21 protein-coding genes are annotated in these 24,735 nt (G+C 45.1%); 5 read left to right on the forward strand and 16 right to left on the reverse strand.

Annotated elements, in window-relative coordinates; translation table 11 throughout:
* Positions 1 to 151 precede the first annotated feature (151 nt).
* On the forward strand, positions 152 to 1,345 hold the full coding sequence (fabV, locus tag ACETMN_RS25940) for an enoyl-ACP reductase FabV (RefSeq protein ID WP_036617082.1): 1,194 nt from the start codon (positions 152 to 154) through the stop codon (positions 1,343 to 1,345).
* A 189-nt stretch (positions 1,346 to 1,534) separates the two neighbouring features.
* On the opposite strand, the gene ACETMN_RS25945 is transcribed toward fabV, so the two are convergent.
* The 3 genes from ACETMN_RS25945 to ACETMN_RS25955 form a co-directional block, all read right to left on the reverse strand.
* The gene (locus tag ACETMN_RS25945) at positions 1,535 to 2,764 is read right to left on the reverse strand and encodes a DNA glycosylase AlkZ-like family protein (RefSeq protein ID WP_411735328.1); all 1,230 of its coding nucleotides are present in this window, start codon (positions 2,762 to 2,764) and stop codon (positions 1,535 to 1,537) included.
* 67 nt (positions 2,765 to 2,831) lie between these two features.
* Complete coding sequence (locus ACETMN_RS25950; RefSeq protein ID WP_091020354.1) at positions 2,832 to 3,059, reverse strand: hypothetical protein; 228 nt, start codon at positions 3,057 to 3,059, stop codon at positions 2,832 to 2,834.
* Positions 3,060 to 3,330: 271 nt separating this feature from the next.
* The gene (locus ACETMN_RS25955; RefSeq protein WP_105601763.1) at positions 3,331 to 4,449 is read right to left on the reverse strand and encodes an NADH-dependent flavin oxidoreductase; all 1,119 of its coding nucleotides are present in this window, start codon (positions 4,447 to 4,449) and stop codon (positions 3,331 to 3,333) included.
* A 225-nt stretch (positions 4,450 to 4,674) separates the two neighbouring features.
* Between ACETMN_RS25955 and ACETMN_RS25960 the strand changes: the two genes are divergently transcribed.
* Positions 4,675 to 5,142, forward strand: coding sequence for a MerR family transcriptional regulator (locus ACETMN_RS25960; protein ID WP_210109096.1), 468 nt, complete (start codon positions 4,675 to 4,677; stop codon positions 5,140 to 5,142).
* Between the two features lie 205 nt (positions 5,143 to 5,347).
* On the opposite strand, the gene ACETMN_RS25965 is transcribed toward ACETMN_RS25960, so the two are convergent.
* Positions 5,348 to 5,944, reverse strand: a complete 597-nt coding sequence (locus tag ACETMN_RS25965; protein ID WP_091020359.1) for a restriction endonuclease — start codon at positions 5,942 to 5,944, stop codon at positions 5,348 to 5,350.
* Positions 5,945 to 6,215: 271 nt separating this feature from the next.
* Here ACETMN_RS25965 and ACETMN_RS25970 point away from each other — a divergent pair, with 271 nt between their 5' ends.
* Positions 6,216 to 7,475, forward strand: coding sequence for a hypothetical protein (locus tag ACETMN_RS25970; protein ID WP_411735329.1), 1,260 nt, complete (start codon positions 6,216 to 6,218; stop codon positions 7,473 to 7,475).
* A gap of 353 nt (positions 7,476 to 7,828) precedes the next feature.
* Positions 7,829 to 8,641, forward strand: coding sequence for a putative RNA methyltransferase (locus ACETMN_RS25975; protein WP_411736440.1), 813 nt, complete (start codon positions 7,829 to 7,831; stop codon positions 8,639 to 8,641).
* An 89-nt stretch (positions 8,642 to 8,730) separates the two neighbouring features.
* Here the strand turns inward: ACETMN_RS25975 and msrA are convergent, their stop codons facing one another.
* The 6 genes from msrA to ACETMN_RS26005 all read right to left on the reverse strand — a co-directional run bounded on the left by msrA (position 8,731) and on the right by ACETMN_RS26005 (position 14,688).
* Positions 8,731 to 9,246 carry a peptide-methionine (S)-S-oxide reductase MsrA gene (gene msrA / locus ACETMN_RS25980; RefSeq protein ID WP_091020364.1) on the reverse strand — a complete coding sequence of 172 codons (516 nt, stop codon included), beginning with the start codon at positions 9,244 to 9,246 and terminating at the stop codon, positions 8,731 to 8,733.
* A gap of 198 nt (positions 9,247 to 9,444) precedes the next feature.
* Positions 9,445 to 9,702 carry a GlsB/YeaQ/YmgE family stress response membrane protein gene (locus ACETMN_RS25985; protein ID WP_017686880.1) on the reverse strand — a complete coding sequence of 86 codons (258 nt, stop codon included), beginning with the start codon at positions 9,700 to 9,702 and terminating at the stop codon, positions 9,445 to 9,447.
* A gap of 308 nt (positions 9,703 to 10,010) precedes the next feature.
* Entirely contained in the window at positions 10,011 to 11,315 is a 1,305-nt protein-coding gene (locus ACETMN_RS25990; RefSeq protein ID WP_091020366.1) for an ATP-binding protein, read from the reverse strand.
* A complete protein-coding gene (locus ACETMN_RS25995; RefSeq protein ID WP_179198675.1) occupies positions 11,315 to 12,778 on the reverse strand; it encodes an RtcB family protein in 1,464 nt (487 codons plus the stop codon). The genes ACETMN_RS25990 and ACETMN_RS25995 overlap by 1 nt, the downstream gene beginning before the upstream one ends.
* Before the next feature lie 502 nt (positions 12,779 to 13,280).
* A complete protein-coding gene (locus ACETMN_RS26000) occupies positions 13,281 to 14,099 on the reverse strand; it encodes a TerC family protein (protein ID WP_036617064.1) in 819 nt (272 codons plus the stop codon).
* A 277-nt stretch (positions 14,100 to 14,376) separates the two neighbouring features.
* Complete coding sequence (locus ACETMN_RS26005; RefSeq protein ID WP_179198676.1) at positions 14,377 to 14,688, reverse strand: DUF3817 domain-containing protein; 312 nt, start codon at positions 14,686 to 14,688, stop codon at positions 14,377 to 14,379.
* Positions 14,689 to 14,903: 215 nt separating this feature from the next.
* On the opposite strand from ACETMN_RS26005, the gene ACETMN_RS26010 reads away from it, so the two are divergent.
* Entirely contained in the window at positions 14,904 to 16,007 is a 1,104-nt protein-coding gene (locus ACETMN_RS26010) for a glycosyltransferase family 4 protein (protein WP_411735330.1), read from the forward strand.
* Positions 16,008 to 16,027: 20 nt separating this feature from the next.
* Here ACETMN_RS26010 and ACETMN_RS26015 read toward each other — a convergent pair whose 3' ends face one another.
* From ACETMN_RS26015 to pulA (ACETMN_RS26040), 6 genes are all read right to left on the reverse strand, one after another.
* Complete coding sequence (locus ACETMN_RS26015; protein WP_091020372.1) at positions 16,028 to 16,390, reverse strand: HIRAN domain-containing protein; 363 nt, start codon at positions 16,388 to 16,390, stop codon at positions 16,028 to 16,030.
* 42 nt (positions 16,391 to 16,432) lie between these two features.
* Positions 16,433 to 17,404: a helix-turn-helix transcriptional regulator gene (locus ACETMN_RS26020; RefSeq protein ID WP_091020373.1), complete on the reverse strand. Its 972-nt coding sequence runs from the start codon at positions 17,402 to 17,404 to the stop codon at positions 16,433 to 16,435.
* 275 nt (positions 17,405 to 17,679) lie between these two features.
* Complete coding sequence (locus ACETMN_RS26025) at positions 17,680 to 18,183, reverse strand: hypothetical protein (RefSeq protein ID WP_411735331.1); 504 nt, start codon at positions 18,181 to 18,183, stop codon at positions 17,680 to 17,682.
* 181 nt (positions 18,184 to 18,364) lie between these two features.
* On the reverse strand, positions 18,365 to 18,994 hold the full coding sequence (locus tag ACETMN_RS26030; protein ID WP_091020376.1) for a 50S ribosomal protein L25: 630 nt from the start codon (positions 18,992 to 18,994) through the stop codon (positions 18,365 to 18,367).
* 280 nt (positions 18,995 to 19,274) lie between these two features.
* Complete coding sequence (pulA, locus tag ACETMN_RS26035) at positions 19,275 to 22,151, reverse strand: type I pullulanase (RefSeq protein ID WP_091020378.1); 2,877 nt, start codon at positions 22,149 to 22,151, stop codon at positions 19,275 to 19,277.
* 486 nt (positions 22,152 to 22,637) lie between these two features.
* Positions 22,638 to 24,686 carry a type I pullulanase gene (gene pulA / locus ACETMN_RS26040; protein WP_091020381.1) on the reverse strand — a complete coding sequence of 683 codons (2,049 nt, stop codon included), beginning with the start codon at positions 24,684 to 24,686 and terminating at the stop codon, positions 22,638 to 22,640.
* Between the last annotated feature and the right edge of the window lie 49 nt (positions 24,687 to 24,735).

A 24,735-nucleotide genomic window follows, 5' to 3' on the forward strand; every position in this document is an offset into this window, starting at 1 on the left:
CGCAAAATTAGAGATATAACGCCACCCTTCCGGCGAAATCAAACGAAACGGTTTCCGTTTCCGAGGTAATTGTTTTACAATAAGAAAGTATGTGTAAGAGCATTTTATTGAAATGCTGAAACATGAGCTGAATATGAAAGGATGCAAATAAATGATTATTAAACCAAGAACACGTGGTTTTATTTGTACCACTTCCCATCCTGTAGGTTGCGCTGCGCAAGTGCAGGAACAGATTGATTATGTGAAATCCCAGCCGGAGCTGAAAGGACCGCGTAATGTGCTCGTGATCGGTGCTTCCACTGGATACGGTCTGGCGTCACGCGTCGTTTCTGCTTTTGGAGCTGGAGCGAATACAGTCGGCATTTATCGTCCAAGCAGTTCCACAGAGAAACGTACGGCTTCTGCAGGCTGGTACAATTCCGCTGCATTCGAAAAAGCCGCAGAGGAAGCAGGCCTGAAATCGTACAGCGTTACAGGTGATGCATTTGCAAACGAAACACGAGACAAAGCCGTTGAACTGATTCGCAGTGAACTCGGTCAAGTTGATCTGGTTGTATACAGCGTAGCCTCGGCACGCCGTACCGATCCGAACACGGGTGAAGTATTTAACTCTGTGCTGAAGCCAATCGGACAATCCTACACGAACAAAACGGTGAACTTCCACACAGGCGAAATTAGCTCCGTTACCCTTGAACCGGCAAACGAAGAGGAAATTCGTCAGACGGTAACCGTTATGGGCGGAGACGATTGGGAACTTTGGATGGATGCCCTGCAACAAGGCGGCGTGCTTGCTGACGATGCAACAACGATCGCTTTCTCTTATATCGGTCCTGAACTTACGCATGCCATTTATCGTGATGGTTCCATCGGTCAAGCCAAGAATCATCTGGAAGCGACTGCACACAAGCTGAATGATCGTCTAAGTGCAAAAGGTGGACGTGCGTACTTAACTGTAGCCAAGGCGCTGGTGACTCAATCCAGTTCTGCAATTCCAGTCGTGCCGCTGTACATCTCAGCATTGTACAAAGTCATGAAAGAAAAAGGCTTGCATGAAGGATGCATCGAGCAATTGCAACGTCTGTTCGCTGATCGTTTGTATGCGGGGGGAGAAGTTCCAACCGATGCCGAAGGCCGTATTCGCATTGATGATTGGGAGATGAGAGCTGACGTTCAGGAAGAAGTGGCGAAGCTCTGGAATGAGTTGACCACAGAGAACATCTACGATCTGTCCGATCTGGAAGGTTACCGTCGCGAATTCTTCCAGCTGTTTGGTTTTGAAACCGATGGTGTGGATTATGAAGCAGATGTTGATCCCAACGTTGAAATGCCTCATCTGGTGAACTAAAGAAGTTTGGGCGTGGACGTTGAACCTAGGTTATTGTTTTCGTTAGCACTTCTGATGTAATGCTAGAGATATGATATTAAAATCAAATGAAGAAGGAGGAGCCGATTGGCTCCTCCTTTTTTTGTCCTTACTAATTCCGCTCAACAATTCCAATTTCCGTATCCATACATTCTTTCGTATATCCCCTACTTAAATTGATTTAAGCTGCTTTTTCAGCTCTTTCGGTACCGTCTTCTCAATAGTAATAGAACGCGCTCCATGCATGGACGCAAAGAATTGAAGCCCCTCCCGAAAATCCGTAATCCATTCCTCCACAGGTGGAGCAGTCTCTTCCATTGATAACAAACGAACGGTAAGTACTTCAGTTTTGCGATCAAGTCGTGGGTCCATACGCCCAATCAACCGATCACCGTGAAGAATAGGCATGGCATAATAACCGTAGGTTCTCTTCACCTCTGGGGTATAAATCTCCCATTTATAATGAAAATCGAATAAATCAACAATACGTTCTCTTCTCCATAACAGGTTGTCCAGCGGCGGCAGGAAACGGACCGGGCCTGACGGATCATAGTGCGGCTCTTCCCTTTCCATGTGCAGCAGCAATTCCTCATCTTCAGCACGAATATAATAAGGCGTGGCCACGTCCTCCACCTTAAGCGGGATCATTCGCCCATCTGACACACGGGCAGCAATATCGGCGCGTCGTTCAGCCGCTGTAGATTTCAGCCAACCGAGACGGGGATCACGGGCATCTACGACACGATACGCATAAATGTATTTATCCAGCAGAGCCTGTCTCTGGGCCAACACATCCATGTCTTCTTTCATCGGAAGTCCCTGTTGCTGCAATCCGGATTCGGTGATATGGAAATAACGTTCATTCCCCTGCCTCGCCACCACACGAATTACAGCGGAGTCTAACAGTAAATTCAGAGCAAGTGTCGTATCCTTGGTCTTCGGCACATCTGCACTGTCCCAATAACCACTAACCCGCTCAACAGCACGGAAGGCTCTTGAAGGTAAAGGTCCTTCTTCCTTCAAACGCTGTAACACATGCTGCACTGTTTTCTCCAAACCTTGCAAGGACGGAGCCAGACGCTCCCTTAATCGAGCACGCACAGGTTCAAAGAGAGCATAGTCTTCCATTGGAATGACACAGGCAGCATTTGCAAAATATTCAAACACCTTGTGATCACTCAGCAACGTATTTAAGCTGTCAGCAGTATAACCAGGGTCACGGGCTCCCAGCACCAAATGCTGGTTTCCAGTTACAGCAGCCACAGGATCAATCTGCACGCAACCAAGGGAGCGAATCAAACTCAAAACTTGGCTGGGTCCCGAAGGTAAGGAAACGGCGGGCCAACGTCCCAGTAAAGCTTGCGTTTGAAGCAAAAAACGCCGAACGATTTTTTTATTCATGTGCAGCGCTGTTGTCATATGTATAGGTTCTTCCCTTCATTTAGTGTACAAAATTCTATCGTCTTACTTATCCAGCAATCCGTACCTTATAGACAAAATAAAAAGAAGCACTACCATCCTGGATGATCTGCTTCTTGTGTTTGACCTTTTGCAATTTTTCCTGCTTCGTAGGCATGAGCCGTACATGCTGGGATAACGCACCATAATCTCCGTTAACTCTTCGGCTCTGTTCCGAGCACCATTGACCTGACCGCTCTGCTTTACGTAATGCTTTTTGTGTTTGTGTACGTGCCATAATGGATCACACTCTCCTTTGGTTGATATACACTCAATATATCATGTGCAGCTATGCAAGTGAAGGTGAAGCTTTTTTGTTGAAGAGGATAAGTAAACCATGTCATCCAAATTATAATTATTTAAGCTATGGCAAAGGGAAACTGCAACGTAAATTGCCCATTTTCCTCAGGAAGAGTGAATAAAACCTGTTGCAATATAATTAATACAAAAGTTCTTGAAATCAAAAAAGGCCGCTATTAATAGCGGCCTTTTTTGATCTTTCATCTTCTTTATTGTTCAACTTTAAACCATGGACCTGCATTTTGTATGACACCCCATAGTTTCGCTGGCAACACAAGATCTCTAACGTTAGATGATTTAATCACGTTTTGGATTTCCGCCTCCCTTCCTTGTTGAACTTTTTCAACCCACTCTGGATCGGAGATTAATACACGTCCAATTACCGCTAAAGAGAGTCCTTTCTCCATGCTTTCAGAGACATCCTCTGGGCTTTCCAAGGAACCCGCTGCAATTACAAAAATCCGATTGTTGGCATGTTCAACAATCAGCTCAAGATACGTTTTTTTGTTATCTTGGTTATATTTTGGTTTTGATGTAAGGGCTTGTACCAAGGAACCATGAACATAATCAACATTTTCTTCAATCAGTTTATCAATCAGTGCGTAAGTATCTTTCATTCTAAGGGCATCTTGTTGATGTTCCTCTGGGGAAATGCGGTAACCTAAAATAAATGGTTTTGTCGAATATCTCTCAATAGCTTTTTTCACCTCTCGAATAACAGCTATTGGAAAACTCAGACGTTTTTCCAGTGATCCCCCCCATTGGTCTTGACGTTTGTTGAAGAATGGAGATAAAAAGCTTTGAAGTAAAAAACCGTGGGCTCCATGGAGTTCAACACCGTCAAAACCAGCTTCAATTGCACGTCTTGTAGCTTCACCGAACGCATGTATAATTTCCAGAATTTCTTCATGCTTGAGTTCTCTAGGGGATACTGCTTCAGTCAGAGCAACACCGCTCGGACTTACCACGTCACCATTAGGAACTAATTCAGCAATCGCTTTATCTCCAGCATGGAACAATTGAAGAATTGCTGGAGCTCCTCCACTCTTAGCAGCATCTGCCAATTTTTTTAGACTAGGGATAAATGAATCATTATATGCGGCGAATTCATGTGTAAATCCAATCCCATTGGGTAGGACATGAGTACAGCCCGTGATAACTAAACCTACACCATTCACTCTTTTTTTATAATATGCAACTTCCTCATCGGAAATCGTGTAATCATCATTACTTGACCATGTCGTCATCGGAGACATAACCACTCTATTCTTTAAGGTAATCCCTTTATTGAATATAAAGGGTTCAAACAAGTTATTAAATTTACTCATTGTACGTTCTCCTTTGTATTTTGATTTCTAAGTACTTATTTATGGAACAGATGAAGGTAACCCTATCTCATCCATCCCAACCACAAGTTCTACTCAAGAATATCAGGTTAACCTAAGGGGAAGTAAAGCAGGGATTTGATACGTAATTTAAAAGGATTTACTTTTAATAATTTTCTATTTTGATAAAATAACAGTTACAGTAACTGTAACTATGGAGGCGATCAGATGTTTTTTTCAATGAAATATGTGGTGGAGAATTATAATATAACTGCAAAGACACTTCGATTTTATGAAGAGCAAGGGATATTACCGAATATTTCACGCGACGAAAAGGGGAATAGAGTTTATACCGAACAACAAATCGATTGGATTTCTTTTATTCTTTGTCTCAAAGAAACAGGAATGCCACTTTCTAAAATTAAAGACTACAAGGAATCTTATGAGATGGGGAACTCCACCTATTTAGAAAGAGAGGAAATGTTAAAGAAACATAAAATTGAATTACAAAAGAAAATCGAAGAAAGTTTGAAACATATGGAAGAAATAAATTATAAATTAGCTATGTATGAACTTCAAAAAGATGAGGTTAGGAAAAATCCTAACCACAATTTTAAATGTCACGGTCTTGAGGTGAACATTGTCGATACCAGGGGGGGTGAATCAAATATTCGGAATGCTACAACCAACAGATGAACAAACGGAGCACTAAATATCTATCCAGAAAAATAACCAGTCGCCTATATTTACCTAGCGATTGGTTATAATTATTTTAAAATCTGCATCTGTCGCATCATCCATTTTTTTGAGGGAGTCTCCACGGTTTAAAACGTTAATCCTGACTACATTACTACTTTCGATATTTAAAAATCTACATTAAAGCACAGTAGCACAATGCACCCTAACGGGATTGCCGCTTTCGCCGGGACTGCCACGTCTCGATTGGCTCATGGTCATCTTCTTCGATCAGTTCCAATGCTTCTTCCACTCTTCTGGCTTTGAATAACAGAATTAATTCCATCAGGTCCTCCCGGTCCAGCAGCTTCACTCCATTAACCGCTGCAAGCGTCCGACAGGCTTCGGTGTAACGGGCGGACGTTAATACAATTGACCGGTCGGCTTCATAATAACGCATGGATGTATATATCTCCTGCACAGCACTCAACCCTACGGGATGGTTCGCACCATATCGCTTCGCTTGTATAACACTTCGTCTGCCGAGTCTATCGACAAATACCAGATCTGCCCCAAAATCCCGGCTGCTCGTTGTCTTATGCACCTCATCGTACCCGAGCTCTTCGAATAAATGATAGAGATATAATTCAAATTCCGAACCATCCTCCATCTTGTCGATGTCCTTTATTGTAATTTTGCGAGGATTGGCTTCACTTCGGATCCGCTGCCCGCGCCCGATAACACGCCGAATAATCCAGGCCAGCAGCAACAATATGATGATACATCCAATGACCCATTGGGTCACATTTTCACTCCAGTTCATAACTATTCTCCTTGTTTCATTTCCTATGTTCTATCCAACGTCTTACGCAGATATGGCTTGTCACCGCACTAAATATATCAGACTTCCACCTTCATCGAAAGAAGATGAATTCCCTGTAACCGTTACGCTTCTCCAAACATAGCCATTTCGACAAACCAATGATAAAAGGTTACAGTGCGTTCGGTTGAATTCAGCTTAACTTTAATGGTAAAATTCAACAATCGGTTCTATTTTGAACTGAAGAAGAAAGGTGGTTTATCACTTGCATACATTGACCAAACACAAGTCCAAAACATGGGCTGCCCTCATTCTCAGCGGCATGCTCCTCTTCACCATGAATACAACAGGTTACGCCGCTGCTTCAACCGAATCCATGCCCAAACCGGCGTGGACGTCATCTTCCCTGATGTTATCTGAGGCTAATACAGAGAAAGATGTCCTGATCAAGGGAATTCATGCCGTGCCATCCAAAAATCTTGTATATGTACATGCCTCCCAGCCCGTAACGAAAACAAGCAGCAAAACAACACTCGACTGGCAACTGGACTCTCTCCAAGCATTCGATGTTACAACTGGACAATTGAAGTGGAATACGATATTCCATGAGAAAAGTGGTCCTTATACCACCTACTCTGATTCGGTATATGCCAGCAACGGTACGGCTTATGTATATATGGAATATTCAGACAAAACCAAAAAATTGTACTCATTCAATACATCCGGAAAAACCAACTGGGTCAAAACGGTGAACTCACCCGCAAGCATATCCCTATTGGATAACGATACACTGATGGTTGCTTCAAGTCAGGGCGTGCAGTCAAATGGTTCCGTTCGCTCAGCCATCTCGTTATATGACAAAAAGGGCAAATTGATTACCGAAAAGACCATTAACGGTAACGTGCTTAAGGCTGATCATGGTCGAATTGTAGTAGATGCCAGTAAACAAACGAAGGTAGGCAACTTCTGGCAGCAAGCTGCGAATCCCAAAGTAGAGATCTATGATCGTACGTTGAATCGTCTGTCCTTCTATCAATTCCCTGCCAATGCAAATACATTAGGAGATGGCGGGGGTGAATCGCTGGCCATTCTCGACGATGGTTCCATCATTATGCGTGCGAATTTCGAAAACACCGGTAACCGACTGATGGGCTTTGGCACCGATGGCAAGCTTGCTTGGGGACGTGCCATTGCTGGTGATGCCTACATTCAGACAGCTGGCAACGGTTATACAGTCTTTACAGGGCAGAAGCTGGAACTGTACACGATGAAAGGCAAAGTGACTGAGCGTACGTTCAAGGACGCACAGCCTGCATTGATGCATGTCGACCAGACACAGGATGGTCAGTATCAGCTTGATTTTGCCAAAACAGGATACATTCTTGATCCTCAGACGCTGGAAGACGTGCACATCTACACGACCAGTGCCTTAGTTCCTTCATTAGAAGGGGTCTCAACCTATGTCGATGATGTCATCTATTCCATGAACAATGAGACATTGTCCAAATATGTATTAAAGGCTACTGCAAAATAATGAACGGAGCGCTTCTGTATGACCGTCTAAACGGTTGACAGGGCGCTCTTTTATTTCAAATTCGCCTGGCTCCCCTTACTTGTCATTTCTTCTCATCCTGTTATACTGGTAACGTTCTCTTGCTTCACCCTAATCTTGATAGGCAAAAGGAGCTTAACCTTCCTATGATTATTCAGTACATTCGATACAGATAACTTGGGGCATAGCCATAAACCTCTTTTTTTGAATTTCGTGCAGAGGTTTATTTGTTATGCCCTTTTCTTCAGTTATCCAAATCTGAATGAATGGGGTGTTATTCCATGTCTGTCCATCGCAGAGAACGCAGCGCTGCGCTTATTAATCCATACATCCATATGTTGAACTGTCCCATCTGTCATAGCCCTATGGCAACCATTAACTCAGGGAGCATTCAATGTGTGTCCAGACATAGCTTTGATTTTGCAAGACAAGGCTATATCAATTTCATGACACGTTTTTTCAAGGGCAACTATGACAAACGTTTATTTACAGCCAAAAGGAATATCTTATCGGGAACCGGTATTTATGCTCCTTTGACCGAAGTACTACGCAGGTGGATCGCACGTTATTCCGTTGACATCAGCTATCCCGTGCATATTCTGGATGCAGGCACAGGAGAGGGAACATTTCTGCAGCAGATTACGCAGAATACTCCAGCCGTTGGCTGGGGCATCGATATTGCCAAAGAAGGCATTGCCATGGCTTCCTCTGCCTACAACCAGCAAATTTGGTTTGTCGGCGATCTGGCATGCAGTCCGTTTGCAGAAGGTCAGCTGGACATCATCCTGAATATATTTTCTCCTTCCAACTATGAAGAGTTTGGACGAATTCTGAAGGATGGGGGATGGATCATCAAAGTCATCCCCCATGAACGATATTTAATTGAACTGAGAGAAATGCTGTTCCTGAATCGACCTGATCGAGCAGACGTCCGGGAACTTACGCTGGACCGATTCCGCAAACATCATCATCTCATCGCCAGCATTCCGCTGACCTACACGCTGCCCGTCACCGAAAACATGCTAGATTCACTCGTTCATATGACACCACTTTCCTGGCATCGGTCGAGATCATCCCTGGTGAGCATTCAAGCTTCCCTGTCGAAGATTACCATTGACGTAGAAATACTGGTGGGAACAATCAGATAACCATTATGGCTGATTTCAGCCGCCATACAGTCAAAAAGCCGGGCGAGTTCCAACTGGAACTTTCCCGGCTTCTCATTTGATCTGATGCATTATTTCCAGTTCTGCTCGATAAATTCGTCCCGTCCGGATAACGCACGGTCTTCCTTATAATGTTTCTCGTTTTTCTTGTGGTATTCCTGATGATAGTCTTCAGCCGGATAGAACACGACGGCATCCCGAATTTCCGTAACGATCGGTTGAGTGAATCGTCCGCTGGTTGCCAGTTCCTGTTTGGACTGTTCAGCAAGCTCACGTTGACGTTCATTATGCACAAAGATTGCCGTACGATACTGTGTCCCCCGATCCTGGAACTGTCCTCCGTTATCTGTCGGGTCAATCTGAGGCCAGTATAGCTCCAGCAGTCGTTCATAAGGGAATACATCTGGATCAAATGTAATTTCAACCACTTCGACATGACCGCTCTCCCCGGTTTTGACCTGCTCATATGTTGGATTCTCGACGTGGCCGCCAGCGTAACCTGATATAATGCCATGAATGCCCGGTTGTTCTTCAAACGGTGTAACCATACACCAGAAACATCCGCCGGCGAATGTAGCTTTTTCCATTCCGTTCATCCCCTCTTATCTAAACTACGTATGAATATAGATAGCATTACGCATATCTTCTTATATTTTAAAACAACAAGAGGTTGATTGAAAGCCATCGTTATGGCTCTCAATCAACCTCTTCATTGGTAATTTGTTTTATTCATTTGGTAATGCAATTTAGCTGACAACTTTATTCAAGAACTGATCTTGAATGAGTTACCCGCGACTACGTCCCATCGAACGGAAGATCAAGCTTACGATGGCTACAAGAACGATCGCACCGATCAATGCAGGTACAATGTAGAATCCGCCCATCTCAGGACCCATATCTCCCAAGATTACTCCACCTAACCATCCACCGATGAAACCAGCAATGATGTTACCAATAACACCACCTGGAATGTCACGACCAACGATCAAACCTGCCAACCAACCAATGATACCACCGATAATTAATGACCATAACCAACCCATATCATTCACCTCTAATTAAAGTTTTTGTTGTTGTCTGTCTACTATTAACCGCTACAGAAGCATTTAAACAATTGGCATAAAAATTTTTGCATATTACCTTTTGTCCCCATGCATCTTTCTCTGCAAAACAAGCCTTAGTCAGGTATGAAACAGATCGCGTTACTTTCCGGCATCTCACCAGCTCAGGGCTGCGTTATGTACCTCCCGAAAGTCATTGTATGTTAGAGCAGACAAGGTTAGTATCACCAATTGAGGTAGGATTATTTATAAAATTGCGTCATATTATAGGATGGATGGGTTAGATCTGATCAATAAAAGCCTGCACGACCCTTTCCTGGCTGCGCCAGCCAAGTATGTTTATGGCTCTTGTCCAGCTCGCCACGCATCGACTGAATGACTTTCACAATGTCTGTCTGTCCATTCTGATGCCATTCGAGCGCAACGCTCACATACAACTCACCCAGCTGCGCAAGCGAAAACGTGTCGGTCAGACGAGCAGCTTCAATTGCTCCTTCTTCACCAGCAAATATGGTGAAGCCCCGCTGGCGCAAATATTGCAGGCGCAGCGCTTCATCTGGCAGCGGAATTTCGTAAGCCCGGTCAAACCGTCCAGCACGGTTCATGAGGCCAGGGTCTATTTTCTCAGGATAGTTCGTTGTCCCGATCAGGAAAATGCCTTCTTTGGACGTAGCTCCATCCAGTGTATTCAGGAAAAAGGAACGGACTTCATCCGGCATCGAATCGATGTCCTCAATGATCAGTACCATCGGTGCGAGCCGCTTGGCAGCCTCGAACACTTCACGCACCGATTCACTGTTGGTATACTCCGTTATCTGCCAATACGCAGCCGGTCCCGGAATACTTCCTGCAATGGATTTCACCAATGTGGTCTTACCGTTTCCGGGATGTCCATACAATAGAATGCCCCGTTTGTACGGGATATCGTAATCTCTGTAAAAGGAACGATCTGCTTCGAAGAACTGATCCAGCGAGCGGAAAATATCCTGCTTGATCTGTGCCGAGAGAACAACATCCTCTCTTCCTACGGAGCGAGTAATGGATTCAACATGACGATCGCTGCCATTGCGGGCATCGGTATACACCGTCACTTTTTTCATATTTTGCTGACGTTCCCGTTCCCGGACACTTCCCAGAAATTGCTTCATCTCCTCATCACCGATGGCAAAGACAAAGTCTTCACTGTATATCCCGTTCTCTCGGAAAAACGGAACCCGTACGAGCGCAACGCCCCATTTTGGATAGGCAAATACATTGTTTCGAATGGAGTAATGCACACCATAAGTGGGTACATCCCCATCATCGTCGTAATGCAAGGTCTGAAGCTCCAAATCTTCGAATATGCGGGCTACCAACTCCACTTCGTCACTGCCATTTTGCAGATCCTCCCGGAGTAATTCCCAGTATTCATTGTTCGGGTCAGAACTGGCATAAAGCTTGTACTCAACCCCATAGCGCTGATGGAGCGCCTCACTGATTCCACGAATCAGCCTTGAATAGATGGCGTACCCTTCCACTCGAATTCGGGTATCATGTTGTTCGTCATAGGTATAGATCGCCTGGGTTGGATCTGTTTGTTTTTCGTTTATTGTCATTATTTCGCTCCCTTTACCGCTACAAGCGGTTTGCATTTGGCTACAACTTGAGCCAGGCCTGCGCCGGTAACACTGTCTATAATTTCATCTACATTTTTATAAGCCTGAGGTGATTCATCAATAATGGATTCAAGTGAGCGTTGGTTTACCACAATCTCATCTTCTGTACCCACACCCAGTGCCGTAGCAAAATCTTCCACGCTAATCAATCGTTTTGTTGCCGTCCGTGAACGGATACGACCCGCACCGTGACATATTGAATAATAATTATCAGCACCCTGCGGCTGACCTACCATGATATATGAAGCAGTTCCCATGGAACCGGGAATAAGCGCCGGATGCCCTGTTGCCAGATAAGGCTTTGGATTGTCCGGGTGACCTGCCGGCAACGCACGTGTCGCACCTTTACGATGCACAAAAACGGAACCTTGGTCTGCGTGAGATTCCTCCCAAGCATAGTTGTGCATCAGATCGTATAACGTACGAAATTCACATTTGGAGCCAAACACATCCCGGAATGCTTCGCGAATAGCATACGCAATCAGGTGACGATTGACAACAGCGTAATTCAATGCAGAATACATCATGTTCACATAATGACGACCTTCCGCATGCTCCAGTGGAGCAAATACCAGTCTGGGATCGGATGTACCCAGGTTAAGCCGCTGCATGACTTTGGCAATTGCTGACGAACTCGTCTGACTTACATACCCACCCCATGCACGAGAGCCGGAATGAATCATGACCACGATCTGTCCATCGTACAATCCCCAAGCTTCGGCGATTTCACGATTCTCTTCAGCGATCTCAATCGCCTGGATCTCGGCAAAATGATTCCCCCCACCCAGTGTACCGAGCTGACGATGCGAACGATGCCACGTCATATCAGGAACGTGGTTTAACACATCCTCATCGTAACTGAACTTGCTGCTTTCCACATGTGTCATCGCGGTTGATTTTTTCGGTGTATAGCTGTCCGGAATATACTTTTTGGGTAAACCATGCAGTCCTTTACGAACGATATGCTCCAGTCTGATATCCGAGTAATGACCTCGCTGGTTCGCCTCCATCGGCAATACTTTCTCAATGGCCTTGACGAGTTTGCGGCGGAGCTTGATGTCTTTCAATTCGTCCTTATGCAGGTTCGTCATATGCACTCGCATGCCACAGCCAATGTCACTGCCCACAATGGAGGGAGATACGTAGCCGCTCTGCGCATCCCACACGGCTGTCGTTCCAATGCAGGTACCTACACCGACGTGTACGTCTGGCGTGTAACTCATATAAGAAATTCCCGGAATCTGCAGATTATTGTTTGCCATCTCGAACACCTTGTAATCAAGCGAGGAGAAGAGTTGTTGCGCCGCGTATACGGTTAGATCACCTGCAGGCAATTTTACTTCATGCCGGTAGGCTCCTGTTAATTCGTTTGGATTGGTAAATAAATTAAATTCTGTATTCATAAAAGTGTATTATTCCTTCCTGTACGTTCAGCAAATTCGGTTTGCTGATTCATCTGTAAAATAAAACTAAAAAAAGCCATAGGCTAATCGCCCATGACTTCTACTGAATGACAATAACGGAGAACAGAGCAGCATAAACATGCTGTGTGTCTGTCATCCATCGCTATAATATAAGCGAAGAACGCATATCGATTATCAAACCCGCTAAACGATATGCCTATCCCCTATGTCGACCGTATGAGGCCAATGAAACGATGAGCCGGATATGCTATTGTGTCTACGTTGCGCCCTGTTTGAATCAAATCATAACCAAGCATCATGTCTCTCAGCCTCCCTTCGTTAATGTTAGTCTTATATTAAGGGGACTAGAATTCATGTGTCAACCCTTTTCTTGGAAATTGGTCCATGGTGTAGATTGCATATGTAAACAAAAACAGGAGATTGTCCTAGGACAATCTCCTGTTTTCCAAATAATAATGATGTTGTTAGCGTAACATGATTATTACAGTCCTGCTTGTTTTTCCAACTCTTCAACCGGATTTTCGTCTTCTTTTTCAGGTACTTTAGAAGACAGGAACCAACCACATACCGCAATGGTGATCAGTACAATATAGAATCCGAATTTCCAAATTTTATTTTCCGGGAAATGCTCATCCAGAACACCCAATGAAGGGTGTGCAAGTGTAATAACGGCCAGCTTAACCCCTACCCAACCTACGATTACAAATGCCGCAACTTCAAGTCCTGGACGGGAATGAAGCAATTTTACAAAGTATGAGGCTGCAAAACGCATGATCACAAGCCCGATGAATCCACCGAGGAAGATAACGATAAACTGTCCACCGTCGAGTCCGCCAATTGGAGGCAATCCACTTGGTGGCAACGCCACGGCCAAAGCAACAGCAGCCAGAATGGAATCAACTGCAAATGCGATATCCGCTACTTCGACTTTGAAAACGGTCATCCAGAAACCGGATTGTTTTTTCGGTTTCTTCGGCGTTGAATCAGCTGCTTCATCTGTCTTATTGCGACTACCCAGTATCTTTTTAACGATATGGTTAATCGAAATGTACAGGAGATACAAGGCACCGATCGCTTGCACCTGCCATACATCGACGAGGAAAGAGATCAGGAACAACGAACCTAAACGGAAAACAAATGCACCCATCAGACCATAGAACAACGCTTTTTTGCGCTTATCTTCAGGCAAGTGTTTAACCATGATTGCGAGTACCAATGCATTATCTGCTGCGAGTAATCCTTCAAGGACCACTAAGACAGCAAGCACCCACCCATATTCTAATAATAATGAAACATCCAACATTGACTCCTCCTTAATATTCTTATGATGTACAAAAAAAAGGACCTTTACCATCACTGGTAAGGTCCTTTTATATCCACAAAAAGAGACCTTTACCGAGCATGAAAACTTGGTAAAGGTCTCGCTAACAACAAAATTGCTGCCAATAAAGCCGGGGATATGATCCCGAATTGACGACTTTACTGTAAAAGCTACTCCCCTTTAACAGGAATATGTAGTTTTAGTTGGAACGGGTTGTTTAACCTGTACTCATCATATTTCATAACGTTAAATAAAGTCAAGCTTTATTTAGTTGACGATACAGCTTACGGAATACGACAACATCGTAGATCATATTCCCCAGCGGAATGAAAGAAACAAAGAACAGAGCAATTGGACGACGCAGACGCCATTTCTGTGAGGTGTACATAGTCACCATAAATAACAAATACATTAAAAACAAAAAACCGTACAGATTTCCAAACCATGTGACAGCCTGCGGCATAATCCCTGCATCTCTCAACGGAAAAGCAACAAAAAGTAACAACACGTACGAAATGCCCTGCAACCACAACATCAGCCGGAAGCGCCCCAGCGTAGAATGTAACATTATTTTCCTCCTGCTTTTATACATGTAACGAATTCAATTGTTCCCGTACAGTATATCACAAAAGCTGAATATCTCGCTTAATGCCAAGCAGCAGATTATTCCTGCTCGCTTATATGGGTGATTCACCTACCCTTTCGCAGGAGCCAAATGCTTTAACTTCTCATAAGATATATGACGAAGATTGTTACAGATGTCGGACAAGGAGGAGCCGGATCATGAAAATAGCTATGGTTGCACCCGAGAAATTGCCTTTGCCCGGTAATGGTTCCGTGGAAATCTGTATCCTGGGCATCGCTCGTGAACTAGCCCATCGCCATCAGGTAACCATTATAAGTCGTCAAATGAAAGGTCTCGCCGCCACAGAACAGATCGAAGGGATCACCATTCAACGTGTCCCTGCTTCGAGTCCTGTCATGTACACCAAAGCAGTCATACGTTTGTTATCCCAGCAACCCTATGATGTAATTCAAGTGGATAACAGGCCACGAAGTATGGCTACCATCAAACGAGCTTTTCCACGCACTCCCGTTGTACTCTATCTTCACTCATTAACGTTTGCTCAGCCCGGACCTTCCAAACTCACATTAATGAAAAAAGCGGATTGGATTGCCGTCAACAGTCATTCCCTGCGACAAAGGTTAGGCCGCAGATTTCCGTTGGTAAAACACCGAATGAGTGTTGTTCCATTGGGTGCAGATCTAAGCCGCTTCAGACCTGTTGAATCCAGCGAAGAACAGATTCATCTGCGTACACAATTTGGAGTAACGAAACCATTCTCTATTCTGTATGTCGGCAGGCTGATCCCTGGAAAAGGTGTAGACGTATTAATTCGTGCGACTGCCCTCCTTCAGCAACAGATGCCTGTTCAACTGGTTGTTGCAGGCAAAGGACCTCCGTATTACATGCGTAAACTTCGCGAACTTGCCCAAAAACAAAAGGTCCATGTTTCCTTCCGTGGTCAGATAAACCATGAGCACATCGATCAGTTGTATCGGGCAGTGGATTGTCTGGTCTGTCCGTCTCAAGAACATGAAGCTTTTGGCCTGGTTAATGTTGAGGCGATGGCTTCAGGATTACCCGTTATTGCTTCGGATAACGGAGGTATTCGTGAGATTATTGAATCAGGTATCAATGGATACCTTGTCACTGCTTATAAGCGCCCTCAACGTTTCACCTCTTACCTGTACAAACTTGCAAGCAATCCCACTTTTGCCGAGAAGTTAGGAAAGGCTGGCCGGGACAGCGCAAGGGCATATTTCAGTTGGGCAAGAACAGCCATGCATCTGGAAGCGACCTATACCAGGCTCATCCGTAAATGAGCCTTCTTTTGTTACAATGATCAAGCTTTTTCACGAAATTGCCATCCCTTAATCAAAGAATCCATCTGCGGAACAGGAATGTGACTCATCTCAATTAACTCCATAATCACCATATCTCTCATCATGAATCGTACTTTGGCACACGTTAGTTGATGAAACACATCGTAGAATGCCGTCCCGACCCAACATCCATGAGGTACGACCAGCGGATCATTAACGATATAACCTACAGCTCCAATCGGTGGAATAACAACCTTAATTGCTTGATAATCCAAACGATTATCTGGATCTTTGACGAGATACACGGTATCCCCCACATGTAAAGCCTGTACTCCATGGTAGTGGTCCATCCCATACATAGCTGCGAATAATTTGGTGCTCATATTACCTGCTCCTTTTCCTGTATTTCTCCATGATTAAAATTTTTACAATGATACATCGGTTTCATAATGTTCCAACCACTCGACAAGTTGCCTGCGTATCTCTCTACGAAACTCACGAGGTTCAAGTACCTCTGCTTCGGGCCCAAATTGATACAACCATTTCAAAAATTCTCTGCTGCTATTCAGTGTCACTTCAAATAACAATCCCCCATCCGACATATTCGTCATTCGCGGGCGAACAAACATTTCTTCTTCTTTTATGTAGGGGGCCACTTTCTCAGAGAATCTTACCTTGAAATGGATATGCTCGTCTCCACGGTCAATAGACCATGTGTTTTTCATGTACTGCGTTATGTTGAAATCACCCTTGTCGAAACCGGCATTTGTTCGTGTCACATCCAAAAAACGGCTGATCCGAAACAATCGAACTTTTTGCAGCAAATGGCAGTATCCAATCAAATAAAAACGTTGATCACGTGGAATGAGATAATAGGGATCGATATCCCGGACTGTGATCTCATTTCTTGTCAGCGTATGATATTGAGTACGAATGGTTTGCTGGCTTAGAATAGCTTCGATAATGGGAATCAGCAAATTAGGGTCTTTTCCTTCCTCACGATAAGCTGGCGTGCCCATCCGAATAATTCCCGCAATATTCTCTACAATGTCACTGTTTCTTGATTTTAATTTGGTATGAGCCGACATAACCTTGTCAAACGCTGAATCAAACTCAGCAGGTAACTTGGAGGTATCAACTACGGACGGGAGCAAGGAGAAAACCATTGCTTCCTGTTCAGTAAAATCTAACGGATACATCGCAAACTCACCAATAAATCGGTACCCTTTGCCGTATCCTTCATTCATAATCGGGGCGACCCTATCCAAAATCCGGAGATCACGATAAATCGTGCGTACAGTCGTACCGCATTTCAGCGCCAATTCCTTGGCCGAAATTCCAGGATTTGCTTGTATAGCCTGAAGTATACGCAGCAGACGAATTAATTTCTCTGTCATGTAGTTTCTCCCCTTCGATATTTTATCGGCAAGGAAAACTAGTTCCTTTAGTACAGAACTAAATCTTTAGTCCCAATATTATTTTCGCAATTTCACCATTTTTGTATAGTCCAATTGCACTCTTACCCCCTTTTAATATACATTCTCTTACTCGCTTGCGTAAAACATTAACCCAAAAGCCCTTAAACCTAAGCCTGAAAGCCTATACAATTTTCTAAAAATAATACAAAAAAAGCCCAGATCTCACCAAAGAGACAAGGCTTTTCTCGGAATTGCTAGTTATGCAACTGTAATAATTGATTCATCACATTTGCCATATGCTCACAGAGTTCAGGAATGTCCCCCATCTGGTCTTCATTCACACTGCGGTCAAAATGTACGTGTGCCGTAAGGTTATACGTGATTGGCTGTTCATCAAAGATATATTGGATGTTCTGGCACATCCTCTGCTCAGGCCAGCTCTTCTGTAATATCGGACGAATAACCGTGCACTGCTCCTCAGGATGCTTCACAACCATACTGAATCGTAGCTCCAAGCGGCAACCCGGACTCGCACCAGGCGTCTCCAGGATCTCCGCTGCAAGCTCCTCAAGGGAACTGCTTAATACAACTTCCCCTGTTACTTCCGGGCGATCCCTGAGACAGAATTGTAATGTGAATTCTCTGGACATCACTGCCATCTCCAGCCGATCTTTACGCCCCGTAATCTGAATACGTTCATCCAGGTTATCCATATCATAGAGATAATTCTCAAACCCGACTTTCAAATTGTCATACACCGTTGGATCAAACATTGAATTAAACCTACTTTCTTACCCTTTAACAGTATTGTAGTACATTCTCATTTTTCATGCGAACGATGTGCCTATTGAACTCTCTTGCTCGGAAAATAAAAAAAGCCCAGTCACGAGGACTGGGCTTTGGTTAAGAATGGGATCTGGCAAGATCCCGTAGCTTGGCTTATTCTTCTGTAGCTTTTTCTTCAGCTGCCGACTCAGCTTCCTCAGCAGAGGCCGTTGGCTCTTCCTCAGCCGCTTGTGGCGGCATGACGGACGCAATGATGGATTCAGGTGATGTTACGAGTGTCAAACCTTTATCGAGTTTGATATCCGCAGCAGTCAAGCGATCACCAATGTCCAATCCACTGACATCCACCTCAATGGATGTTGGCAGATCCGCAGGCAATCCTTCTACTTCCAGCTGTGTCTCCTGTGTCTGGAATACACCGCCAGCTTTCGAGCCAGCCGCTGTACCCTGGAAGTCGATCGATACACTTACGCTGATTGGCTTGTTCTTGGAAATTTGCAGGAAGTCTACGTGCAGCAAACGTCCATTACGCTCTTGCTGATCCTTGATCAGCACCGGAAGCGTTTTACCGCCCTCAAGTTTCAGGTTGAACATTTCGGAGCGGCCTGTGCGTGCCACTTTCAGCATTTCTTTTTCATCTACATGTATTGAAGCACCTTCAAGTCCCGGGCCGTAAACGACTGCGGGAACTCGTCCGCCTTGTCTTAACAGGCGCAGTGCTGCACCTTTCTTTTCCGTTCTTGGCGTTGCTGTAAGTTGAGCCATTTTTCCGTTGGATTTCATGATTGAACATCCTCCTTCAAGGGATCACTACATTATATTTGTTGGAAAGCACTGAGGCTTATCTCATAGACCTTAATGGTCTTTTTTCCTTTGGCCGAATCGTGGGCCATATCTATATTTACCCCAATGATAGAGGATCTCAAACACGAAACAGGACAATTAATTATTTTTTGGCAAGTTATGCGGCTTCTAATCAGAGCAAAAAAGCAGTCGGAATCTCTTCCAACTGCTGATTTATCAAGGTTTTGACGAACTACATTCGACGTTATACATAAAGAAACTATGCGCTATTACGATCCTCTGTTTTTTCGCTTTCACGAATGATCTGCATCTCGTCTGATCCGCTACGCACAATAATGTGTACATCCCCGTCTTCAGGTACAATGTCCACGTAACGGTCTCCGCACGTATCTTTAGCTTCCCATTCGTTCAATCGAATGATCAATCCCAGGTGATGCAGACCCGGAGCAACCCGGAAGCGGGCTTCGGCGGCATTTCCGACTTGTTCCAGCCGTACTGCTCCGTCCTCCATACCTGTGCCCCACACCCAGACATCCCAACCTTCATAATGCTGGTCTTCCCGTTCGTATCGAAGCGTGACCGTTCGCGAAATCTGTTTATGAATCGTCACGGCAAGCGTTGCCCGAATTCCTCCAGCTTCAGCAATAATATGGGTTACTCCAGGTGTCATCGCACGTACGATCCCTGCTGCACTCACCGCTGCAAGTTCTGGATGAGAAGAGCTCCAGCGTACATTCGAATCCTGAAGCGGCTGACCAAATTGATCAAGGACCAAGGCACGGAAGCGACTGATTCGAGTCATGTACATGACTGGTTCGCCCACAATTTCGATTCGTTCAGCATGACGATAATCCACTTGTAACATACAGCTTGCCGTTATGTTCCCACAGTGGACTGTAATCGAAGCTTCCCCTCGTTCCAGTGCATGGATTGTTCCATCAGGCTGGATCTGAAGAATATCCGGATCAGAAGAAGTCCAGGTAACTGGAGCCTTTTCTACCACATTGCCAATGCTGTCCCGTACGATCGCTCGTAGTTGAGTGGACTCCTTAGGACTATATACCTGGCGAGGAAAACTAATCTCCACTGTTGATGGTTCAGCGCCTCCAGCTCGCTCTGTGTCATACAGTACCATTAATGACCATCGTTCTATCTGCACAGTACCACGAACCGTCTCGATCAGATCTGTACCTGCCTGATGATCATTGACTACGACATGCCAGTCCCCTTCCCCCAGGTCCACATGCTGCTCATGTTCCGTTCCGTTATAGATGACCATAATCTGATTCCAGGTGTCCTGATTCGCACCATCCTGAAGTATAAAGGCAACCACATTGCCATCCGCACGAATTATACGAAGGTGATTTCGTACCTGTTCAGCATCAATCATACGAAAAGCGGGATGTGTGCGACGCAGGTGAATAAGACCACGATAGTAGTCGAACACCGGTCTGAACCGTGATTTGTTGGCCCATGTGATGGCGTTCACCGCATCCCCGCTCCGATAACTGTTATGATCACCGGCTTTGGATCTGAGCATCTCATCCCCTGAATGCAGAAACGGAATTCCCTGAGAAGTAAGCAAAATACCGGAAGACAGTAACGAGCGACGAACCATCTCGTGATCCAAAACATCATCTGCATCCACATACCGATAAGGATCTGCTGCTTTTACAGCGGACTCAGCACTCCCACCACCCACGGGCTGTCCGTCCTTCCATACGGGAAATCCTAATTCATGCCTAAGGTTCATTGTTGTCGCAATTTTATCCCACAGATTGAGATTGTCATGAGCAGTTACATAATTGACAACCTCCACAGGTGAAGATGTGAAATCATCCAGTGCTCCTGCCAATCCTCTGAGAATCTCATATTCCTGCCCTCCGGCACCCGTGACAAACCCTCTGCCACTGCCATCACTATCGCCCTTGATTGCACTGCGAAAATGATCATTAAATACTGCAAATCCCTGACCTCGCTGGGTTCCTTTTAATGTTTTGCGGTCCAAAGGCGAATCTCCACCCGTCCAGGGTTCCCCATAGATCAGAAATGCCGGATCGATATGCTCCCGCAATTCGCGTGTCAACTCATTCATCGTTTCCGTATCAATCAGAGCCATAAGGTCAAATCGAAATCCGTCCACATGATATTCTTCTGCCCAATATCGGAGAGAATCCACAATATATTTTCGCACCATTGGACGCTCAGTCGCCAGTTCATTGCCTACACCGGAACCATCACTGAGGGTGCCATCCTCCCGATAACGGTAATAATAGCCGGGTACAATCCGTTCAAACGGTCCTTCTTCCACGCTGTACGTATGATTATAGACAACATCAAGTACAACGCGAATACCTTGTCTGTGCAGCGACTGTACGAGTGATTTGAGCTCCCGAATTCGAACTGCCGGATCACGAGGGTCGGTAGCGTAGGAACCTTCGGGAACGTTATAATGTTGCGGATCATATCCCCAGTTGTATGGTGCTCTGACATTCGAACCAACATCCGCTGTAGCGAGTTCATTCACCGTCTGATAATCCGCCACAGGCAGAAGATGTACATGAGTGACTCCCAGTTCGGCAAGATGGTCTACGCCAATGCTATTGCCAGCTCTATCCGTCAGACCGGATGCTGTGAATGCCAGATATTTTCCCTTATACGGAATATCTGCATGTGGGTCTGAGGAGAAATCACGGACATGCAACTCATATAACACGGCATCGACAGGACGCAGGAAAGCAGGTTTGACATCCAGGTCCCAATCGGCCGGATTGGTGGTGTCAGGATCTATAATAGCCGTTCGTTGCCCATTGGCCGTTACCGCTCTCGCGTAAGGATCAACAACGACTTCAATCCGCTGATCATCATGGATAATTCGGTACATATAATAATGGCCTGCCCAATCACCGCTGAGCTTCAGACTCCATATTCCGTCCGTATCGCGCGTCAGAGTATGTTCCTGCCCATTTTCATGATCTTGTACTTTACCACTATCGTTGTAATGCCCTTCATCTTCAAAAACCAATATATAAACCCGTTGTGCCGTAGGTGCCCACAATTTAAAAGTACTTGCAGCACGAGTATATGTTAAGCCAAGATCGTTGCCTTCGTAACAAAAAGAAGTCCATTCCGGCATCGTTCCCACCGCCTTTATATCCATTGATTTCGTGTTGTCCCGATGTTACGGAGTGGGACGTTGTTTGTCAACCCGGGGTTGTCTGTACTAACATATCGGTTCGATTCGAGTATTCAATTAGCAATCGCTTTCAAAATATAGGATATGAAAACAAGTGCCATAGATTGACAGCATTTGTACCTGTCCTGACAAAAAAAGTTTGGAATATACAAGAATAAATTACAGGATGTCATTGGGTTGAGATTAAACTACACCAACAGGTGCATAGCATACAAAAGTTCCAGACATGACAATGTATAGCCCTGCGACCAAGGCAATGGTTTCTGACGCATCAATAAATCCCCCTTTCTTACGGAAAAGGGGGATTTGTTTTATCTCAATTTATTTGATTAAATTCGATGGATTGGATATCTAGAACGTGGCCTTGTTAGCAATTTTACTAATGGTTTGTTGGTACCCTTCAATTCTTGGCAATCATTCCATTCATCAGGAATTGGAATACATCACCGTTATGGATAGCCCGTTCACATGTACCTGTCCGCCCTGTACGTTGCGTATCGGATCAACGCCGGCTTGTCCTTTCTCTACAATTACATTCCATGTTCCTGCGGGAACAGAGATGTCACGTTTTCCCTTTGCCCCGTTATAGATCACAACAATGCGATCCCACGAATCTTTAGCTGCTGTACCGTTCAGTTCATACGCTAGCAGCCCATTATTTTTTTCGATTAGACGAACATGCTTCTCGATCTCTTCCCGTGTACGAAGCCGAAATACGGGATGCTCTCGCCGAAGACGGATCAGCCCACGATAATAATCAAACACCGGCTTGAAAAGCTTCTTCTGCTCCCAATGTATGGCATTGACCACGTCTCCACTCTGATGGCTGTTGGCGTCCCCATATTTGCTGCGAAGCAGCTCATCTCCAGCCGCGATCAGAGGAACACCCTGGGAGGTTAGAACAATACCGTTGGCAAGCAGACAACGCCTAACGGTCTCATTCTCCAGAATGTGTTCCGGATCAATCTGCAGGTAAGGCTTAGCCTTCTCTACTGCCTCTTCCGCACTCTGGCATCCACGAATACTTCCATCCTCGTCATAGGTAAGGAAATTCAAGGTATCGTGAAGTCCTTGTGTACGTGCGACTTTGTCCCACAGGTTGAGATTATCATGCACAGTTACATAGTTAATCGTCTCGGATGGACCATCCGTAAAATCCTGAATAGCTCCCCGGACGCCAGTCCATAATTCGTCTTCTTTTCCGTCCGCACCCGTCGCAAATCCCGTACCCATGCCATCGCTGTCTCCCTTGATCACTCCGCGGAAATTATCGTTAAACACAGCAAAACCCGCTCCGCGCTGCGTTCCTTTTAGGGTCATATCATTTCCAAGCGGCGAATCCAGTGCGCCCCATGGTTCACCATATAACAATATGGAAGGTGACACTTCGGAGTGCAACTCCGCTGCAAGCTGTTTCATCGTAGTGGTGTCGATCAGGCCCATCAGATCAAAGCGAAAACCGTCCACATGGTACTCCTCTGCCCAGTAGCGGACCGAATCGATGATAAACTTGCGAACCATGGTGCGTTCAGTAGCCACTTCATTACCTGTACCTGAACCATTGCTATAGGTTCCATCAGCGTTTTGACGATAGTAGTACCCTGGTACAAGTTTTTCAAAAGAGCTGCCTGCCGTATCAAACGTATGATTATATACCACATCCATAATGACACCTATTCCCTTGTTATGAAGGGCAAGCACCATGGATTTGAACTCACGAATTCTTGTCTCCGGGTCGTCTGCACGTGATGCATAGGAACCTTCCGGGACATTATAATGAAGCGGATCATATCCCCAGTTATAGTTGGAGGCATCCGTCGTATCACCATCTACTCTGGATTCATCCACCGTCGCAAAATCAAATACGGGTAGCAAATGCACATGGGTAATCCCGAGTTCAACCAAATGATCGATTCCCAATGTGTTGCCCTCCGAATCAAGCAGACCCGTCTCGGTAAAAGCCATGTATTTGCCTTTATTCGTAATACCAGATGATGGGTGAATGGAAAAATCACGTACATGCAGTTCGTACAGGACTGCATCGTCAGGACTGGTCAATCCCAGGCGAATATCCTCACTCCATCCCTTCGGATGTGTCTGCTCCAGTCTGACAATGACACCCATTTCTCCATTCATGGTCACTGCTCGTGCGTAGGGATCTACAGCATGGGTTGAATGTCCATCTTCGAAAGTAGGCTTGTACATGTAACGGTAGCTACTCAAATCACCCTCCAGTTCCAGCACCCAGATGCCTTCTTCTTTCTTTTGCATAGGTAACGCCTGCTGTTTCCGTTGATTGGGCTCATCCTCCGGGGTCCCCCCTGTCAAAGGTGGATACAGAAGTAGTTCCATCTGAACGGCTAACGGTGACCAGACTTTGAAGCGACAGACTTGTGCTTCTAATGTGACACCTAAATCTCTTCCTTTGTATGTATCTTCTAAAATCAATAGTTCCTGCTTACCCTCTTCAATCATGTGGTTGTTCCCCTCTCGTTGAGAAAATTATGAATATGGATAGAACGAG

This window comes from Paenibacillus sp. M2, assembly GCF_046713495.1.
Lineage (GTDB): Bacteria > Bacillota > Bacilli > Paenibacillales > Paenibacillaceae > Paenibacillus > Paenibacillus amylolyticus_B.

Bases quoted from the DNA above. Each gene is read 5' to 3' on its own strand.
- ACETMN_RS25995 (WP_179198675.1), bottom strand. From the start codon at position 12,778: ATGAATACAGAATTTAATTTATTTACCAATCCAAACGAATTAACAGGA.
- ACETMN_RS25975 (WP_411736440.1), top strand. From the start codon at position 7,829: ATGTTGAACTGTCCCATCTGTCATAGCCCTATGGCAACCATTAACTCA.
- ACETMN_RS25945 (WP_411735328.1), bottom strand. From the start codon at position 2,764: ATGAATAAAAAAATCGTTCGGCGTTTTTTGCTTCAAACGCAAGCTTTA.
- ACETMN_RS25990 (WP_091020366.1), bottom strand. From the start codon at position 11,315: ATGACAATAAACGAAAAACAAACAGATCCAACCCAGGCGATCTATACC.
- ACETMN_RS25950 (WP_091020354.1), bottom strand. From the start codon at position 3,059: ATGGCACGTACACAAACACAAAAAGCATTACGTAAAGCAGAGCGGTCA.
- ACETMN_RS25965 (WP_091020359.1), bottom strand. From the start codon at position 5,944: ATGAACTGGAGTGAAAATGTGACCCAATGGGTCATTGGATGTATCATC.
- ACETMN_RS25955 (WP_105601763.1), bottom strand. From the start codon at position 4,449: ATGAGTAAATTTAATAACTTGTTTGAACCCTTTATATTCAATAAAGGG.
- fabV (WP_036617082.1), top strand. From the start codon at position 152: ATGATTATTAAACCAAGAACACGTGGTTTTATTTGTACCACTTCCCAT.
- ACETMN_RS25960 (WP_210109096.1), top strand. From the start codon at position 4,675: ATGTTTTTTTCAATGAAATATGTGGTGGAGAATTATAATATAACTGCA.
- pulA (WP_091020381.1), bottom strand. From the start codon at position 24,686: ATGATTGAAGAGGGTAAGCAGGAACTATTGATTTTAGAAGATACATAC.
- ACETMN_RS25985 (WP_017686880.1), bottom strand. From the start codon at position 9,702: ATGGGTTGGTTATGGTCATTAATTATCGGTGGTATCATTGGTTGGTTG.
- msrA (WP_091020364.1), bottom strand. From the start codon at position 9,246: ATGGAAAAAGCTACATTCGCCGGCGGATGTTTCTGGTGTATGGTTACA.
- ACETMN_RS26015 (WP_091020372.1), bottom strand. From the start codon at position 16,390: ATGAGCACCAAATTATTCGCAGCTATGTATGGGATGGACCACTACCAT.
- ACETMN_RS26005 (WP_179198676.1), bottom strand. From the start codon at position 14,688: ATGTTACATTCTACGCTGGGGCGCTTCCGGCTGATGTTGTGGTTGCAG.
- pulA (WP_091020378.1), bottom strand. From the start codon at position 22,151: ATGCCGGAATGGACTTCTTTTTGTTACGAAGGCAACGATCTTGGCTTA.
- ACETMN_RS26010 (WP_411735330.1), top strand. From the start codon at position 14,904: ATGAAAATAGCTATGGTTGCACCCGAGAAATTGCCTTTGCCCGGTAAT.
- ACETMN_RS26030 (WP_091020376.1), bottom strand. From the start codon at position 18,994: ATGAAATCCAACGGAAAAATGGCTCAACTTACAGCAACGCCAAGAACG.
- ACETMN_RS26020 (WP_091020373.1), bottom strand. From the start codon at position 17,404: ATGACAGAGAAATTAATTCGTCTGCTGCGTATACTTCAGGCTATACAA.